Raw genomic sequence first — 18,348 nt, 5'->3', positions numbered from 1 at the left:
ATTATATTATTTTATCTTTCGGGTGTCCTCCTTTTCTCCAAAAAGCCTCGATCTTCTCCAATGAAACTCCTTTCGTTTCCGGTACATAGAAATATCCCCAAATAATCGCCACAATTCCAATGAACGCATAAAATAAGAACGCTCCCGCCGGATTCCCTTGGCTTTCGCCATTGATCGTTAATTCGGTTCCCGATATTGAAAACACCTTCAATATCTTGAAGAAAGTAAACGATACGATCGCATTGAAAAACCATACGGACAACGAGCCGAGAGAAGTCCCCAACCCTCTTAGCTTTTGTGGAAACACTTCCGACACAATCAACCAACCTAACGGCCCGATGCTGATAGCGAAAAATCCCACATATAAGAAAATAAGGACGATGGAAAGCCATTTCCCAGAATCCCCTAATTGAGCGGCGAATATAAAAGAGGTAGCGAGTAGCAACAAGGAAATCACGATACCGCTCAACCCCAGAAAATAAAGTTTACGCCTTCCCAGCCGATCTACAAAGTAGACAGACAACAACGTGAATAATAAATTGACAACACCTACCCCGACAGAGGCCCCAATCGCAGAGACCGCACCATCGAAACCGGCCATCAAAAAGATTTTAGGGCTATAATAAATCACGGTATTGATACCTACAAATTGCTGGAAAAACATAATACCGATAGCGATAACTAACGCATTCCGTAACCAAGGCTGGGCCAGATCCTTAAAACATCCTTGTCGCTCATCATTCTTTCGCATCTCATTCCGCATCTGCTCAAACGAGGCATTTACCAAATCCGGATGCTCGACCATCTTTAAGACGGATAGGCTCTCTTCCTCCCGGCCAACAGACATCAACCACCTTGGAGATGGTGGAACCAGCAACATACCCACGAACAAAATAATAGCGGGAATCACCCCCACATAAAACATTGGCCTCCAACATGAAACAGACGTCTCATCCGCAAAATACAAATCCGAAAGATAAGATACCAGAAGCCCGATCGTAATCATCAATTGGAACATGGCGACAAACATCCCCCGTGACTTCGCCGGGGAAACTTCCGCAATATAAAGAGGTACAGCAAAAGAAGAGATCCCGATAGCCACTCCCAAGAATAAACGGGCGGCAATCAAGTGGTAAATGTCCGGAGCCCAACCCGATCCTAACGCACCGAAAGCGAAAATAACAGCCGAAGTCAAAATGACTTTCCTACGTCCTATGCGATCCGTCAATTTACCACAACACAGCGCTCCCAGAATAGCTCCCAGCAAACCGGAGGAAGTAACTACCTCCACCATACTATCGTCTATACCAAAATCTTTCTGGAAAAAAGGAATCGCCCCGGAAATCACGCCGGTATCAAAGCCAAACAATAGTCCTCCCATAGCGGCGACAATCGCTATTACATAAATCATCCAATATCTATAGCTCGTGTTTTTCATGTTTTTCTTGTGTATTTAATCCATCTATAAACTCAAGGCTCGAAATCACGCCATACCTCCGCCTTCAACGCCGGATTAGGCACATATAAGAAAATCTCCGGATTTTCCTCGAATTGTCTGTAAATAGATACCCCTTTCCGAATATCTAAAGAAATATAATCCGAAGGAGATTTACAAATCAAATGAGAGGAATCGTACATCGAATTTGCGATCCATTCTAATTCATCGCTTCCATTAAATACAGGAAACCAAGCGATTCCCCTGTGTTTACGAATCCCCTCATACACAAAACCATAATCTCTATCGCACCACGCTCCGAAAGTCAAAGGCAATCTCGGATTCGCGCTAATCGTCGCATGTACCCAATAGGGAGGAACGATCACTACATCCCCCGGAAAGGCATGTACCGCATAACATCGACCGGGCTGATCCTCCGCATACTCCTGCATATAAATAATCGCCTCTCCCGACCAAATCTCATAGATCTCCGGCGTAGACCAACCGCTATAAGGAGATATCTTATGAATATGCCCTTGACTTCTGACTGGCTCCTGCCCCAATTTACCAGCACTATATGTCACTACCCCGAATAACAAATGTAACTTATTCAGCAACGCACGATGTTCTTCTTTGCCGACATCCATAGCGATCGAGTAAACCTGCTCCGGTCCCTTGCATTGAGGATCACGCAAACTAGCCCGTATATCTTCCAGCCGGCGAATCTCGACCTCCGGACCAAATACACCCGCCCCATAGGTAAACCCCATAGGCGATTGAACCGGTGTTATATCAATTCCTTTATCAAATACAAATCCGTTCATTTTGCTGTTGTTTTACCATGAAATACTCCAAACCGAATAAAGCGGCGTCATCGCCCAAGATTGCCGGCACAATCGGGACTTTCCCGGAAGGACACCAAGCCAACTCATCCACTCGTTTGCTGATATAAGGGATAATCACCTCTTGGCTTTTTAAAATCCCCCCACCTAGAATCACGACTTCCGGATCATAAGCATGTATATAGGTTATTATCGCCGACGCCCAGATATCCATACATTCATTCCTAATTAATAAAGCATCTTCATCCCCCTCCTGCGCTAACCTAAAAATGCGCTTGAAATCATAGACATCCGCATCTCGTTTAAACGATTCCGATAAAAGGGCATGCTCCCTGACAATGGTCGGTAAGAAGAAAGAGGAAGACAGAGCTTCTACACAGCCGTTATTCCCGCATGAACACCGACGGCCCTTATAATCCAGCACAAAATGCCCACCCAAAGAACCCGCTTGAAAATGCTGTCCATACAGGAGCCGTCCATCAATCACGACTCCCGTACCGATACCGGTTCCGATTGTCATCATGACTACATTGTTCTTTCCCCGGGCCGCACCCTGCCACCATTCTCCGGCTACGGCCAAACGAGCGTCATTATCCATGCAGAAAGGAACTTCCCAATTCTCCCATGCCCATTTATCCAGACTGATCGAACAGGCATCATCATACTTCTCATTCGTAGAGATTACCCGGTTATGAATTGGATCTACCAGCCCGGGAAAAGCCAGGCCGATACAACGAAGCGCAGCCACATCAATACGCCAAGCGGCCAACAACCGATCAATCGCCTCCTTTATCTTAGGTAAGTTCGGAGCTAATCCCAGAGCCAGACGGGAAGGTAATCTCACACAGTCTACGATCTCACCATCAGACAATAGTCCGATCTTTACGACCGTCCCCCCTAAATCTATCGCTATCGTATACATAAGCTATCGCAATTTAGGGGTACCGTCCACTTCTACCAATCGGGCCGAGAAGCCCTTATTCGCGATCTCTTCATAATTATGCCCGGCATCCGAAGGCCAGCACGCAGCAAATGACAAGACGCTATTTCCAGTATTAGCTACCCGGTGCGCTACACCGCCCGGTATATAATGCAGGCTACCCGGCATCATCCTTTCCGCCCACGTATTCCGTTCTCGGTCCATCAAGATCAACATACCTTCGCCTTCCAATCCCCAATAATACTCCGAACGATCCTCTTGTTGATGAAAATGGCCTTTCGTCATGAAATACTCATCTCCCACCTTTCCCGGATATAATTGAGTAATACCAAAATAAAGCCCTCCCGGAGTGCCTTCCCGCTCCGGTAAATAACTATATACCTCGTATGCTAATTGATCTAATGGTAATTGGGAATAAGCATCTTGATTCTCAAAAATTCCGGCAAGCTCGCCTAAAGTTCTCCGGCTCTTTACCACACCTTCCCCCTTTAGCTCATCTTGAAAAAATGACAAGGATGGGATTACAATCTTTTTATGTTCCATGATATTCTATTTTACGATACAACTTATATCGCAAAAATAGATCGAATACCTTGGGCTTTATTTTAGTATTTTTCCAAACAACTATGAAATCCTGCCCTTATTCTCCATCCAGGCGCTCCTTATATTTTTTCTGGTACTCGGATGGAAGCATATTCGTGGTTTTCTTAAATTGGCCGATGAAGTTGGATAGATTATTGAATCCGGCCTCGGAGCTAATCGTGGATATCTTCAGATTTCCCTCTATCAATAGTTTTTTCGCGTGTCCTATGCGCATGTCATTCAAGTACTCCACGAAAGTCTTCTTGGTCCGTTTCTTGAAATAACGACAAAAAGCGGTCGGAGTCAAGCCTACCAAAGCGGCGACTTCCTCCAGCTTCACTGGAGACGTGAAGTTCTTCACCAGATATTTATAGACCTTATTGAAACGCTCGAAATCGTCCGAGTTGACCGTTTCCGTAAACCCCGTACTGGCTAATATCTCATATTCTTCGGAAGTCGCCATTAATTCCAGTAAAGCAATCAATTTGATCACCCTACTCGCTCCCGTCTCATTGGCGGATTGGCTGATCAGCTCGGCAATCTTCTTCCGGGACTTACCCACAAACTTAATCCCTCTACGGGAACGCTCTATCAATTCCCGGATATTATTCATCTCCGGAAGACGGATTAAATTAGGTTCAAAAATCTGACGCTTGAAGAACAAGCAAATACAAGTAGCCCGCAAGCCAGAGCTCTTATCGAAATAAACAGGGTCGTTTCTCCACTCATGTGGCAGTTGAGGGCCGATCATACAAACATCGCCCTCGAAATATCCTTCCACATGATCCCCGACAAAGCGAGTACCCGTACCACTTGTGATATACATTATCTCAATAGCCGGATGGTAGTGCCAAGGCACTATAAAATGCGGTAGATCCTCCACATAGAAATGAATGTGACTATCTATCGGGAATGGCAGTTCTTGAAATAATGGTTTCATAAGCTTTATACTAAAGGTTTCAACCTCTCGATCAGTTCATCCCCAAGCGCCCGTTTATTCACGATATGTTCCTGCACGGCGGTAACAAACGGATTATTCACGAAATCTCCTCGAACACCCTCGAAATCCTGTTGTTTTTCCTTGTTGGAACCATCCACTCCGAAACCGATCATAGAAGTCAAAGAGAATTCCTTACGGGCATCCTCATAAAGCATCTCATCCAAGCGGATCACACATTCTTGCCAACGACGAACCAGATCAATAATCTCCGCGGCGGAAATCGAACGGAGATCCACCCCATAATAACGTTCGATCATCTCGTAGGCCCATGTCCATTCCAAGGAATAATAACGTCCGTGAACCAAACGGAAAAAGCATTCCACATCCTCTAAGGAAGCGATTTCCCCCTGTTCGATATCTTGCAACAAGGCATCTAGCGGTTCCCTCGGGAGGATCAAGCCCGCCAAGTCCAGCCATTCTCCGGAGCCTTTGGATTCCGTAGGACGCAATTGCTCCCAGACCTCTTCCATAGAATAATAGGTCGTACCTTCCAAACGCTTGATTAACGAGTTACCAAAGAACTTATTAATTGCCATGCCATAAAAGTTCAACGCATTCCGGAGTGAGGAACCTTTTATACGAGTATTCTGATAATAATAAATCTCGGAAGTCTCTCCAACCAATGCCTGCAGGTTTTTCAAGATATCCACCGCTTTCAGCATCTTCTGGATCGTATAGGGACTCAATAGATTATAGTTAATCATATCCAAGCGATCCGGGTCCGTACGTTTATCACGCTTCGGCCATTTCTGGGCATCACGGATCGTACCTACGCTGCGAAGATTAATTCCCGGGACTAAGTAAGTCTCATCATCCTTCTCTATTAAATAGGAGAAGGGAATATCGGAAGTATCGCTATGGTGATGATGGCGACCCATTACCAAAGAGAAAGCGCCAATACGGGCCGGCCAAAGGATATACGAGTCGCTGGTCGTCTTGGAACCACGTTCCACGATCCCTTGATGAATCGGTCCCAGCTTATACATATGATTACTCTGGTTGGAGCCACTTCCCGCGTTCAAGAACGAATACATTCCCGCTATCAGCAAACTGCTCTTATGCATAGACACCGTAAACGGACCGGCGAAAATAGCGCAAGCCTCCCCATTCTCGAAAGCGCAGTTGCTGAACAACAAGGAATCATGGGCCGAGAAGTTATGCGTCACTTGGCAAGCCTGTCCGATAAAGCAACGGATAATCTTAGCGGCATCCGCGATCTTGGCTCCCGAAGAGACAATGAAATCTTGCGCGATCACACTATCCCCGATAAATACCGGGGCCTCTCTCTTACTATTTACGGAACCATTTTCCAGACGTGCGCTATTCTCTATGGTCGCGTAATCACCAATCTTCACGTTACGGATCGTACCGGTATTGACAATCTTGACCTTATCGCCAACCGTTCCCTCCGTAGAGGCGATACCCTCCGTATAAGCGGTAATCATATCCCGCAAGCGTTCGATCAAGGCCGGACGATGGCGGTACAAAGCGATAATATAAGCCAATGAAGCCGACAGGCCATCGTAAATCGGAACCTCACGCCCGCCGGTCTCATTCAAGACCGACACCTCGACATTATTCCCGAACGTAGCCTTGCCTTCCACCAACATAACATTTATATTCTGGATAAAGCAGTCATCACCGATCCGGTAATTAGCGATATAATTCTGTACGTTCTCGATCAGCACATTATCCCCCAACGTACAATTATGCAGGGTAACATGACGAAGCCCGCTATGCTTTACCAATCCTCCCGGCAGGGTAAACACCTTACGAAAGGCTCCTAACTTAACCACTCCTGAAAAACGTACATGGTTCACATATTCAATATCAAACACCTCTGGAACCCAAACTTGATTCCAATCATCGGCCCGGCAAGCCTGAGATCGCAAGGTGGCGATCTCATCCGGCCGCAAATTTCTCAAATGATTCATTGGTACTAATTTTGTAAGACTCTACTCTTCATCGTATTGCTGAAAGAGGAAGTCATTGTAAGGGAAACGGGTGATATGGATTTGTTTGACCCGTTCATACAACATCTCTTTCAACGCCTCTATATTCGTACGTTCCTTGGCGGAGATAAAGATGCAATTATCTTGCAATTTTCCCATCCACGTACGTTTCAGTTCATCCAGATCGATATTCTCACGACCACGAGGGGTCAAATCATCTTCCTCTTTCGGGACAAAGGTAAATGCGTCCACCTTATTGAAAACCATGATCATCGGTTTCTCGGTCTTATCGATCTCCGCCAACGTACGGTTCACGACCTCTATTTGCTCCTCAAAAGTCGGGTGTGAGATATCCACGATATGTACCAGCAAATCCGCCTCCCGTACCTCATCCAAGGTAGATTTAAAAGATTCCACCAACTCGGTCGGTAACTTACGGATAAATCCGACCGTATCAGACAGCAAGAACGGCAAGTTCTCGATAATTACCTTGCGTACGGTCGTATCTAGCGTAGCGAACAACTTATTCTCGGCAAAGACCTCACTCTTGCTCAATAAGTTCATCAAGGTAGATTTACCTACGTTCGTATATCCGACCAACGCTACACGTACCATCTTACCCCGGTTTTTCCGTTGTACGCTTTTTTGCTTGTCAATATCCACCAGCTCTTTCTTCAATCGTGCGATCTTATCCAAGATAATACGTTTATCAGTCTCCAACTGTGTCTCACCCGGACCACGCATACCTACGCCGCCTCGCTGACGCTCCAAGTGTGTCCACAGACGAGTCAAGCGGGGTAACATATATTTATATTGTGCAAGCTCCACCTGTGTCTTCGCATGGGCGGTCTGTGCACGGCTAGCGAAGATATCCAAGATCAAGCTCGTACGATCCAAGATTTTCACCTGCAATTCTTTCTCAATATTACGGAGTTGCTTCGGACTCAGCTCATCATCAAAGATCACCAAACCGATCTCATTCTCTACCACATACTCCTTAATTTCCTGCAATTTACCGGTCCCGACAAAAGTGACGGAATTCGGGTAATCCATTTTCTGGGTAAAACGCTTTACCGCATCCCCCCCTGCCGTATCGGCCAAGAAAGCCAATTCGTCCAGATATTCCTTAACTTTTTGCTCATTTTGCTCAGGGGTAACCAAACCCACCAAAACGGCCTTCTCGGTCTGTGCCTCAGATATGATAAATTCTTTCATGCCACAAAGATATATTATTTCAATTATTTACGTATATTCGCGAACATATTTACAAATATAAATCAACTTAGCTATGAAAAAGAGAATTTGGCATCTATCCAGACGCGTTGTCGTTTGTACGGTATTCCTATTCGTACAACAATTTATCCAGTCACAAGTTTCAAATCCGTCTACATGGGAAAGCTTTGTGCAAAGTAACGCAAATATATCTATTCGAGATACGTTTCGGATGCAGACATTTGAGGGACTTGCTTCTGATAATTGGGATTATGCCATTACAGGTGAAGCCCTTATTGAAGATATCTCCGGCGTGAAAGATATTCCTAACAGCCACGGAAACTACGGGTTACGAATGCCAATGAATACGCAAGCGGCTTTCGAGCATTTCACGTTAACAGATCATCAAGATATAAAAATCAGTATACGGAAAGGGGGCATCCATTTAATGCTCGGAGAAAAGATGCAAGTTAAGACTTACCGCCCTAACAAACCAGAATATGTGTCGATCATAACTTTAAATAAAGACGATGCTACTGCTTCATTCGAAAAGACGGATATAGGCAGCAATCCCCCGGGATTGGATATTATCGTCCCCACACAGGCCGCCAATACCAAAAACGGCTATTATTATGTAGACAGCGTTTACGCACACGGCATGATTCCTACCTATTCCCTATTTACCGGAAACAGCGATTGGAACCATGAGGATCGCTGGAGCCACCTACCCGCCTACCGTCACCGCAACGCCTTGATTAACGGCAATATCTCCATAAATACAAATATCAGCTGTAAAGATATCTTTATTGGCAATGGAAATATCCATATTTTACCAACCGGAAATCTATCCGCAAATAACCTTACCATCTATCCTAATGATGGTATCTTGGCGTCTTCCTCCACCTTGCGATCGTCTGGAACTATTAACATCTCCGGCAAAATAACAATCGAGAAGACCTTCGCTCAAAAAGGCAAATGGTATTTTATCTCCTTCCCCTTCGATGTATTCGCTTCCGGCATAGACCCGGATTTCCAACTGGGTGATGACAAAAGCGATACAAACGGTAATTACTTTTACGTACAAACCTATAACGGAGAAAAGCGAGCTAATTCACAAAGCCCTTCCAACAACTGGGAAGTCATACCACAAACAATAATCAATACATCCCAGCCCATCTTCAAGAAGAACAAGGGATACCTAATCGCTATTGACGCTTCCGCCGATCGTCAGAACCTTCGTTTCTCCTCGAAAGCAGGAGATATCCCTATAGATTTCGGAAAAAACGGTCAAGCCTCTATTCCGGTAAGCATTAACAACCAAAGCCAGAACCAGAATCATAACGGCTGGTATCTATGCGGTAATCCTCTGCCGGCTCCTTTATCTCTTAGTCAAATAGAATCAAACTCGGCCTTAGACGGATACATTTATATATATGACGGCTCCACCTACCAACCCTACGTGATCGGTAGCGATTTCGCCATCCCTCCATTCTCCGCTTTCTTTGTCAAAGCGAATAAAAGTACCAGCCTATCTGTATATAATACATCCGAACCAGCCAATTATAAATTATTATCAACGAACGCACCCATATCTTTCCCGACATCGGAACCTCAAGCCCGACAAGATTCCCCTGTTTCCAATCAAGTATTTTCATTTCCGGAATTAAGCTATCAGCTAGAGAACAAGACTTTATTCATTACTAATCTTCCATCCCCCGGTAAAGTCGAACTGTTTACTCCGGCAGGCATATTAGTATTCACGCAAGCGGTACAGGCAGGGAACCCTATCCTCCCGATTCCCCTCCCACAAGGTTTATATATCTTAATTATTCAAACAGAACATTATCGGGCACAGTACAAATGCGTTTTAACCTCCTAAAGCCCGAAACAATCTTATATCTTTGCCCTGTTTTTAGAATAAAACGAATATGAAGAAGATCAATATCACAACAATTGCCTTACTTGTTTACTTAATCGTAATGAGTATCATCGGCTGGCCGGGAAACAATCCCGGAAACAATTATACCGAATATTTCTTGATGATCGGCGCTACGCTCGTCATCATCATCCTTCTACGCTATCTGCAAGTCAAACGTCTGAGAATGCGAGATAAGTGGAATAAAGACGATGATCCTGCCAAGCAATAAAAACACAGCCTGTTTTTCTTCACAGAAGAACAGGCTGAATGAACTTTATTTTATTACACTAGTATTAATATTACTGCTTTTTCGCCCTCACAGGCTACTTGAATGTCTCATAAAGACTACGCACAGTATAAATTATTCGATTATAAATAAGTACAATCTTAACAGGACACACACACCACTTGTTTCGCTTACTTTCTTAAAATGAGTTACTTTCATAATTCTTACATTTTATTCACTAGTACTAAAACGTCATTAACCAATACGCAAAAGACAGCCAATATCATTTTTGTAATCGTAGCCTAATCGTCATATCCCTGAAAGGCAATACAATCGTGAACATATTTTTAATAACATAGACATATCATCGTAATATAATCACACGTCCTTTGCGTTCTGAAAAAATAGATTAATTCTAATATATTTTAAGGACAAAAGGATGGACAACAGAAATTACTTTACGATGGCGATTCCCGCTCTTTTGCTAGGCGTAGCATACTTACAGCCAATCAATGCGGCATCGGCGGAGGATCTGCCAAACGTTACTGGACGAATGACGATCACTCAACAGACATTCACGGTAAGTGGCGTAGTCACCGATACGAACGGAGAACCAATTATCGGGGCTAACGTGATTGAGAAAGGGACTACAAATGGAGCCGTAACCGATTTTGACGGCAAATTTTCTCTCTCGCTGCAAAACAAGCAAAGCATATTGGTCGTTACTTATATCGGTTATAACACCAAGGAGATTCCAGCCGGGAATGGTTCTCCCCTCACGATCCAATTGCAGGATGACACCCAGAACCTAGACGAGGTTATCGTGGTAGGTTATAGTGTACAGAAGAAAAAAGACCTTACCGGTGCTGTTTCCGTACTGGAGGTAGGCGATCTGAAAGATACCCCGGTATCCAGTGTAGATCAAATGATGCAAGGTAAATTGTCCGGCGTAAACGTAATCCCGGATAATATGCCCGGCGGAGGCGTAGCGGTACGTGTACGCGGTTTCAGCACGATCCGTAACAATGATCCGCTTTATATCATCGATGGCGTACCAGTAGAGGGCGGCATCAATTTTCTCAACCCGAATGATATCGAAAGTATGCAGGTATTGAAAGATGCTTCTTCCGCTTCCATCTATGGCGCACGTGCGGCAAACGGCGTGGTTATCATCAGTACAAAAAAAGGGAAGGAAGGTACTTTCCGGGTAAACCTAGACGCTTACGTGGGAGTACAAACCTCGGCAAAACAGATGCGTATGCTAAACGCCCAAGAATATGGTGACTTATTATGGCAGGCACAGCGTAACGACGGGAAATCACCAGTAAGCGACGTGTATGGCTCCGGCGAGACCGCCGTAATTCCGGAATTCCTTGACGCAGATCACCGCCTTCCCTCGGGAGACGTGGATTGGGTTGACGAGATCATGCAAAAAGCCATGGTCCAGTCCTATAACCTCTCTCTGGCGAAAGCAGATAAAGTTAGCAGCCACTTGTTCTCCCTAGGCTATTTCAACCAAGACGGTCTTATGAAATATACTGGTTTCGAACGTATATCCGGACGTTTCAACAATGAGTTCAAGCTCTTCAACGATCGTTTGAAAATCGGTGAGAACGCCACATTATCACATGCGTGGGGAACCTCGGTCACCAATAACGCCGCACTGGGAGGTATGTTATACAACGCCTATAAGACCGTATCCATTACCCCTGTTTACGATCTGGACGGGAATTTCGGCAGCAACCCGATCGCCGACATCTCCAACCCGTTAGGCGAATTATACCGTAATAAGGATAATAAAGATCGTACCACCCGTCTATTCGGTAATCTATTCGCCGAACTGAATATCCTAGAGGGACTTTATTTCAAGACCAACTTCGGAGCGGATTACAAAAACCTGTATAAACGAAGCTTCAAGGCCAAATACAACGAATTGAACACCCAGCAACCCTTGAGTACGTTGAGCACGCAAAACCGTTGGAACTTCAATTGGGTATTCACGAACACGTTAAACTATTTACGGACATTCGATAAACATACGATCGGAGCCTTATTAGGTATCGAGACAAACCGTTATCAAGAGGAATACTTCTCCGCCTCCCGTGAAGGCTTTGCCTCGGATGACGATAACTTCCATTTCCTCGATGCGGGCGATAGTGGCTCCCAGAAGAACGCAGGTTCTGCCTTTACTTCCAAGATGATGTCTTATTTCGGTAAAATTGATTATAATTTCGACAACCGCTACTTATTCGCAGCCACGTTCCGACGTGACGGATCTTCTAAACTTGGTAACAATAAATGGGGTAATTTCCCGGCTGTCTCCGCAGGCTGGCGTATCAGTAGCGAACCGTTTTATGATATTCCGGCTATCAGCAACATGAAAGTCCGCATAGGTTGGGGACAAAACGGCAACTCTGATATCCCGGCTTATTCTACGATCGATTCTTACATGAGTAATCCGAACCACTCCAACTATCCGATCGACGGTAGCCAAAGTTCCGTGACAACCGGATACACCCAAACCCGTTACGGTAACGCAAACCTGAAATGGGAGACCACCACGCAAACTAATGTCGGGCTGGATCTAGGCTTCCTAGATAACAGCCTAACCGTTGTGCTGGATTGGTTTAACAAAGATACCAAGGACTTATTATGGGAGCGTCCCTTGATCGGTACCGTGGGGGGTACGAACCAAACGGTATGGGACAATGTCGGGAAAATGCGTAACCGGGGTTTCGAAGCTGAGGTCAGCTACAATAAGAGCATCAATAAAGATTTCGGGTTCAATGTCGCCTTCAATATGTCCGCTATCAAAAACAAGATGACTGAATTAGACGGTGATGTCTCCTATATCGGACTGCCTACCAGCGTGATTCACTCCCTCAACTTCGATCAAGAGGTTTCTCGTTCCGCCATCGGACAACCAATCGGCTCTTTCTACGCTTATAAAGAAGACGGTTTATTCCAGAGCGAGGCGGAAATCAAATCATATACCAATAATAAAGGCGAACTGCTCCAACCTAACGCAAAACCGGGTGATATCAAGTTCGTAGACGTAAACGGAGATGGCGTAATAGACGGTAACGACCGTGACTATATCGGTAACCCGCTCCCCGATGTCACGGCAGGCCTTACATTAGGAGTCAACTTCCATAATTTTGACCTCAGTCTATTCTTTCAGGGAATGTTCGGAAACGATGTATACGACTTGACCCGTTATGTGGGTGATTTCTACAATCAATCGCAATACAACAAAAACAGCCGTGTCGTTAATGCATGGACACCAACCAACACGAATACGGACATACCCCGTGTCACCATGGACGATCCGAACAATAACATCCGGCCCTCGTCTTACTATGTGCAAGACGCTTCTTTCGTTCGCTTAAAGAACATGAAAATCGGTTATTCCGTACCTCAGTCCATCCTATCCAAGATTAAGTTCAATAGCTTGTATATCTATGCGCAAGCAACCAACTTATTCACGATCACCGGATACGACGGTATCGATCCGGAAGTGGGATTGCAAAGTTACTCCAGTGACTACCGTAACCTAGATATGGGTGTGGACCGCGGCATCTATCCGTTATCCCGCACCTTCACCTTTGGAGTAAACGTAAGTTTTTAATCATCAAACAACAACAAACAAGAATATGAAGAAAATGATTATAGCGGCCTGTGCCGTATTCGCATTGACATCATGCAGCGATTTTCTGGAAGAGACACCTGTAGGCGAACTGACTCCCGAACAAGCACAAGATCCCAATAACATCGAGGGATTGATTATCTCCGCCTATTCCATCCTAGACGGCCAGATGGACGATGCCAGCTCCGGCTTGAATTCAGGATGCTCCAACTGGCAATTTGGCGATGTGATCTCAGACGATACCTACAAAGGCGGAGGTGGTACGGGAGACCAGAACCCGGTTCACTTGATGGAAATCTTCCATATCGACCCGACTATCCAAGATTACAATCGGAAATGGCTAGCCTTATACGAGGGCGTGAACCGCTGTAACCAAGCGATCCGTATCCTCAAAGGCAGCGATTATGATAAAAAGGAGACCCGTATCGCCGAGATGCGTTTCCTGCGTGCCCATTTCTATTTCAACTTAAAGATCATCTATAACCAGATCCCATATTTCGACGAGAGTGTCAGCGATCCTTCCGCGTTCGCCTCTATCTCGAATAAGGAGTATACATCCGATCAATTATGGGAGAAGATACTGAATGATTTTAAGGCCGCCTACGAAGGTCTCCCGGATTCCCAGCCGGATGTGGCACGTCCATGTAAGATGACGGCCCGGGCTTATATGGCTAAAGTTTACTTGTTCCAAGGCAAATGGCAGGAATGCGCTACAGCGACGGATGAGGTGATCAATTCCGGCAAATACCAGCTACTCCCCGACTTCCGGAATATCTTCTTGCCAGAAAATGACAACTGCTCTGAAATTTTATTTTCAGTCCAAGCCTCTATCAACGATGGCTCCCCGAACAACTACAACGGAAATCCGGGCGACCGTTTGTTACCTCCGGGAGGCCCTTATCCCAACTATGGTTTCCTTCGTCCTTCCCAAAACCTAGTAAACGCTTATAAGACCGACTCCAACGGCTTGCCTTTGGAAGACGGCATAGACGTTTCGGAAAATGATTATGTAGACACCCGCCTAGACCACACAGTAGCCCGCCCCGGAATCATGTTCCTAGATGTCCAACTCTATGACTGGACTCCTCGTGAGGCTACGGTTTACGGTCCGTATAGCCCGAAAAAACGTATTGTCTCCAAGAACTCAAGTTACTATTTGGCTATCTGGCCATACGTAAACGCATTGAATGTTTATATTATTCGATATGCGGACGTGTTATTGTGGCGTGCCGAAGCTGCTATCGAACTAGGCGATTTAGCTACCGGATTGAAATACATCAACCAAGTTCGCGAGCGTGCCATGAACAGCCAGACCGTAAAAACCGCTGACGGGACAGCGGATGCCGCCAAATACCGGATCGGATTATATCCGTCATTTTCCGACAAAGAGGAGGCGATCCGAGCCTTACGTACCGAACGACGTCTGGAATTCGCCTTAGAAGGTGAACGTTTCTTTGATCTAGTCCGTTGGGGAATCGCCTCAGACGTGATGAACACTTATTTCGAGCATGAGAAGACATTCCGCTCTCATCTCCAAAATGCCCGTTTCATCAAAGGGACCCACGAATACGGCCCGATACCGCAAGCGGTTATAGACCTTGCGAAAAATGGAATCATCGAGCAAAACCCAGGATATTAATGGGAATGCTCCCATTCTTCTTAAAAGAAATAGCTCCTATCCGAATATTCGGGCAGGAGCTATTTACATTTGTCTTTATATCGTCTCTTTATAACTTATCCCTTAAAAACCTACCGGTATAGGATGCCTCGCAAGCCGCTATCTCCTCCGGTGTGCCGGCACAAACCAGCTGTCCGCCGGCCTTTCCGCCTTCCGGTCCTAAATCAATCACATAATCCGCGCATTTGATCACATCCATATTATGCTCGATAATTACCACGGAGTGGCCTTTCTCGATCAAGGCATTGAAAGCTTTCAATAAAGTCTTGATATCATGAAAATGTAAACCGGTCGTAGGCTCGTCGAAAACGAACAAGGTAGGTTGCTGCTTCTCTTGGCCTAAGTAATAAGCCAGTTTCACACGTTGGTTCTCACCACCGGATAAAGTGGAGGAAGTCTGTCCCAGCTTGATATAGCCCAAACCTACGTCTTGCAGCGGTTTCAAGCGTTTCACGATCTTCTTTTCTTGGGAGCCGGAACCTTTCTCGAAGAACTCGATCGCTTGATTCACGGTCATTTCCAACACATCGTATATGTTAGCGCCTTGATACTCTACATCCAATACATCCTGCTTGAAGCGTTTGCCGTGGCAAGCCTCGCATTCCAAGGTGATATCCGCCATAAACTGCATCTCTACCGTGATTTTGCCCTCGCCCTTACATTCCTCGCAGCGACCTCCTTCTTTATTAAAGGAAAAATAAGCGGCGTTATATCCCATCTGCTTCGCTAGAGGCTGCTCGCCGAATAGTTTACGGATCTCATCGTAAGCGCCGATATACGTCACAGGGTTCGAGCGAGAACTCTTTCCGATCGAGTTCTGGTCTACAAACTCAATCGCCTGAATCATATTCAAATCTCCACTGATACCGGAGCAATCTACGGTCAGGCGGGCGGCATCATCCAAATGGCGTTTCACGCCCTCGTAGAAAATATCACGAACCAAGGAACTTTTACCCGAACCGCTCACGCCGGTAACCACCGTCATCACGTTCAAAGGAAACTTCACGTCCACGCCCTTTAAGTTATTCTTCCGGGCCCCTGTCACTTCTATATAATTATTCCACGGACGGCGGTAAGGCGGGATCTCGATCTGATCCTCTCCCGTCAAATAACGTACCGTATGGCTATCGCTACATTTCCGGAGGTTATTCACATCGCCTTGATAAACAACCTCACCCCCCAAACGCCCCGCTTTCGGACCGATATCGATGATATAATCCGCCGCACGGATAATCTCCTCATCATGCTCCACCACGACCACGGTATTCCCCAAGGCTTGCAACTGTCGCAATACCTTGATCAACAAATCCGTATCCCGGGAATGCAGACCGATACTCGGCTCATCCAAAATATACAACGAACCCACCAAGCTACTACCCAACGAGGTAGCCAGATTGATACGTTGGCTCTCTCCTCCGGATAAAGAGGCCGAGAGGCGATCTAAAGCCAGATAACCCAACCCCACATCCAACAGGAATTGCAAGCGATTATTGATTTCCGTGAGCAAACGTTTAGCGATCGCCGCATCCGTCTCGTCCAGTTCCAGTTGATCAAAGAAAGCCTTTGCCTCCGAAACCGGCATCGTCACCAGCTCGGCGATATTCTTACCGCCCACTTGCACATACAGCGCTTCCGGTCTCAAGCGGCTCCCCTTACAAACCGGGCAAGTCGTCTTTCCCCGATAGCGGGCTTGCATCACCCTGTATTGTATCTTATAAAGATTCTCTTCCACGAACTTAAAGAAATCGTCGATACCGTGTAAGCCTCTCGCCCCATGCCACAACAGATCCTTCTCTTTCTGTGTCAGGTCGTAATACGGACGGTGGATCGGGAAGTTATATTTCTCGCTCTTCACGATAAAGTCTTTCAGCCATTCCCCCATCACCTCACCTTTCCAGCAAACCACGGCTCCTTGGTAGACAGACAAACTTTTATCGGGCACCACCAGATTCTCATCGATGCCCAGCACCTTACCGAACCCCTCACAAGTCGGACAAGCGCCCAACGGATTATTAAAGCTAAACATCATATCGGTAGGCTCCTCGAATATCATGCCATCCGCCTCAAACTTCTTCGAGAATTCCTTCACGACTACCCCTTCCTCCGTATAAATACGGATCAAACAGGTACCATGGCCCTCAAAGAAAGCGGTCTCGGCCGAATCCGCCAAACGGCTTTTCAAGGTCTTATCGTCCGATACCGTCAGGCGGTCCACCAACAACTCGATCGGGTAAGACAGTAACTCCTCGCTGGCCAGTACCTCCGAGATACGATATACCGTATCATTCACCGACAGACGGGCATATCCTTCTTTCCGCAAGATCTCCAGCTGTTCCTTCATATCCCGGCCTTCCGGCAAGACAACCGGGGCGAATACGGCAAAACGAGTCCCCTCGGGATATCGCACGACCTCCTTGATAATATCGCTCACCTGATGTTTTTTCACCTCGGTGCCGGAAACCGGCGATATCGTCTTCCCGACGCGAGCATATAACAAGCGTAAATACTCATAAATCTCGGTAGATGTACCGACCGTGGAACGCGGATTACGGGTATTCACCTTCTGCTCGATAGCGATAGCGGGCGGTATTCCCTTAATATAGTCGCATTCCGGCTTACTCATCCTTCCCAAGAACTGGCGGGCGTAAGCGGATAAACTCTCTACATACCGGCGTTGTCCCTCCGCATAAAGGGTATCGAACGCCAACGATGATTTTCCACTCCCCGACAGCCCGGTTATCACCACCAGCTTGTCCCTCGGAATCTCTACATCTATATTTTTCAAGTTGTTGACACGTGCCCCCTTGATGAAAATCGAATTGCTCTCAGACATATTACCTTTATCTTTTTCTTTAACGCAAAGATAGCCAAAACTAACCGATTCTGCCCTATCTTCATCGAACTAATTCACACAGTT

At 46.0% G+C, this 18,348-nt stretch carries 12 protein-coding genes; 4 read left to right on the top strand and 8 right to left on the bottom strand.

Translation table 11 applies throughout. From position 1 onward, the window contains the following. Window position 1 precedes the first annotated feature (1 nt). From BHV83_RS06505 to hflX, 7 genes are all read right to left on the bottom strand, one after another. On the bottom strand, window positions 2-1,438 hold the full coding sequence (locus tag BHV83_RS06505; protein WP_009016583.1) for a sugar porter family MFS transporter: 1,437 nt from the start codon (window positions 1,436-1,438) through the stop codon (window positions 2-4). A 32-nt stretch (window positions 1,439-1,470) separates the two neighbouring features. After that, on the bottom strand, window positions 1,471-2,259 hold the full coding sequence (locus tag BHV83_RS06500; RefSeq protein ID WP_286756947.1) for a glucose-6-phosphate isomerase family protein: 789 nt from the start codon (window positions 2,257-2,259) through the stop codon (window positions 1,471-1,473). After that, on the bottom strand, window positions 2,240-3,199 hold the full coding sequence (locus tag BHV83_RS06495) for an ROK family protein (protein WP_048927042.1): 960 nt from the start codon (window positions 3,197-3,199) through the stop codon (window positions 2,240-2,242). Before BHV83_RS06495 ends, BHV83_RS06500 begins: the two co-directional genes overlap by 20 nt. Window positions 3,200-3,202: 3 nt before the next feature. Beyond that, on the bottom strand, window positions 3,203-3,760 hold the full coding sequence (locus tag BHV83_RS06490) for a glucose-6-phosphate isomerase (protein ID WP_048927041.1): 558 nt from the start codon (window positions 3,758-3,760) through the stop codon (window positions 3,203-3,205). A 97-nt stretch (window positions 3,761-3,857) separates the two neighbouring features. After that, entirely contained in the window at window positions 3,858-4,739 is an 882-nt protein-coding gene (locus BHV83_RS06485; RefSeq protein WP_005863332.1) for an AraC family transcriptional regulator, read from the bottom strand. Window positions 4,740-4,744: 5 nt separating this feature from the next. Continuing rightward, complete coding sequence (locus BHV83_RS06480) at window positions 4,745-6,733, bottom strand: DUF4954 family protein (protein WP_048927040.1); 1,989 nt, start codon at window positions 6,731-6,733, stop codon at window positions 4,745-4,747. Between the two features lie 21 nt (window positions 6,734-6,754). Further along, window positions 6,755-7,966 (bottom strand): GTPase HflX, encoded by a 1,212-nt coding sequence (gene hflX, locus BHV83_RS06475; protein WP_036643657.1) that lies wholly within the window; start codon window positions 7,964-7,966, stop codon window positions 6,755-6,757. 73 nt (window positions 7,967-8,039) lie between these two features. On the opposite strand from hflX, the gene BHV83_RS06470 reads away from it, so the two are divergent. The 4 genes from BHV83_RS06470 to BHV83_RS06455 all read left to right on the top strand — a co-directional run bounded on the left by BHV83_RS06470 (window position 8,040) and on the right by BHV83_RS06455 (window position 15,392). Then, entirely contained in the window at window positions 8,040-9,842 is a 1,803-nt protein-coding gene (locus BHV83_RS06470; protein WP_005863337.1) for a T9SS type A sorting domain-containing protein, read from the top strand. A 49-nt stretch (window positions 9,843-9,891) separates the two neighbouring features. Beyond that, a complete protein-coding gene (locus tag BHV83_RS06465; RefSeq protein ID WP_005863339.1) occupies window positions 9,892-10,110 on the top strand; it encodes a hypothetical protein in 219 nt (72 codons plus the stop codon). A gap of 436 nt (window positions 10,111-10,546) precedes the next feature. Continuing rightward, on the top strand, window positions 10,547-13,735 hold the full coding sequence (locus BHV83_RS06460; protein WP_048927039.1) for a SusC/RagA family TonB-linked outer membrane protein: 3,189 nt from the start codon (window positions 10,547-10,549) through the stop codon (window positions 13,733-13,735). Window positions 13,736-13,760: 25 nt separating this feature from the next. Beyond that, complete coding sequence (locus tag BHV83_RS06455; protein ID WP_005863343.1) at window positions 13,761-15,392, top strand: RagB/SusD family nutrient uptake outer membrane protein; 1,632 nt, start codon at window positions 13,761-13,763, stop codon at window positions 15,390-15,392. Between the two features lie 88 nt (window positions 15,393-15,480). On the opposite strand, the gene uvrA is transcribed toward BHV83_RS06455, so the two are convergent. Next, on the bottom strand, window positions 15,481-18,264 hold the full coding sequence (gene uvrA, locus BHV83_RS06450; RefSeq protein ID WP_057326112.1) for an excinuclease ABC subunit UvrA: 2,784 nt from the start codon (window positions 18,262-18,264) through the stop codon (window positions 15,481-15,483). Window positions 18,265-18,348: the final 84 nt, after the last annotated feature.

The sequence above is a fragment of the Parabacteroides sp. merdae-related_45_40 genome, from assembly GCF_001915675.1.
The sequence above is the reverse complement of the archived record's forward strand: the minus strand, read 5'-3'. Positions and strand labels throughout refer to the sequence as shown.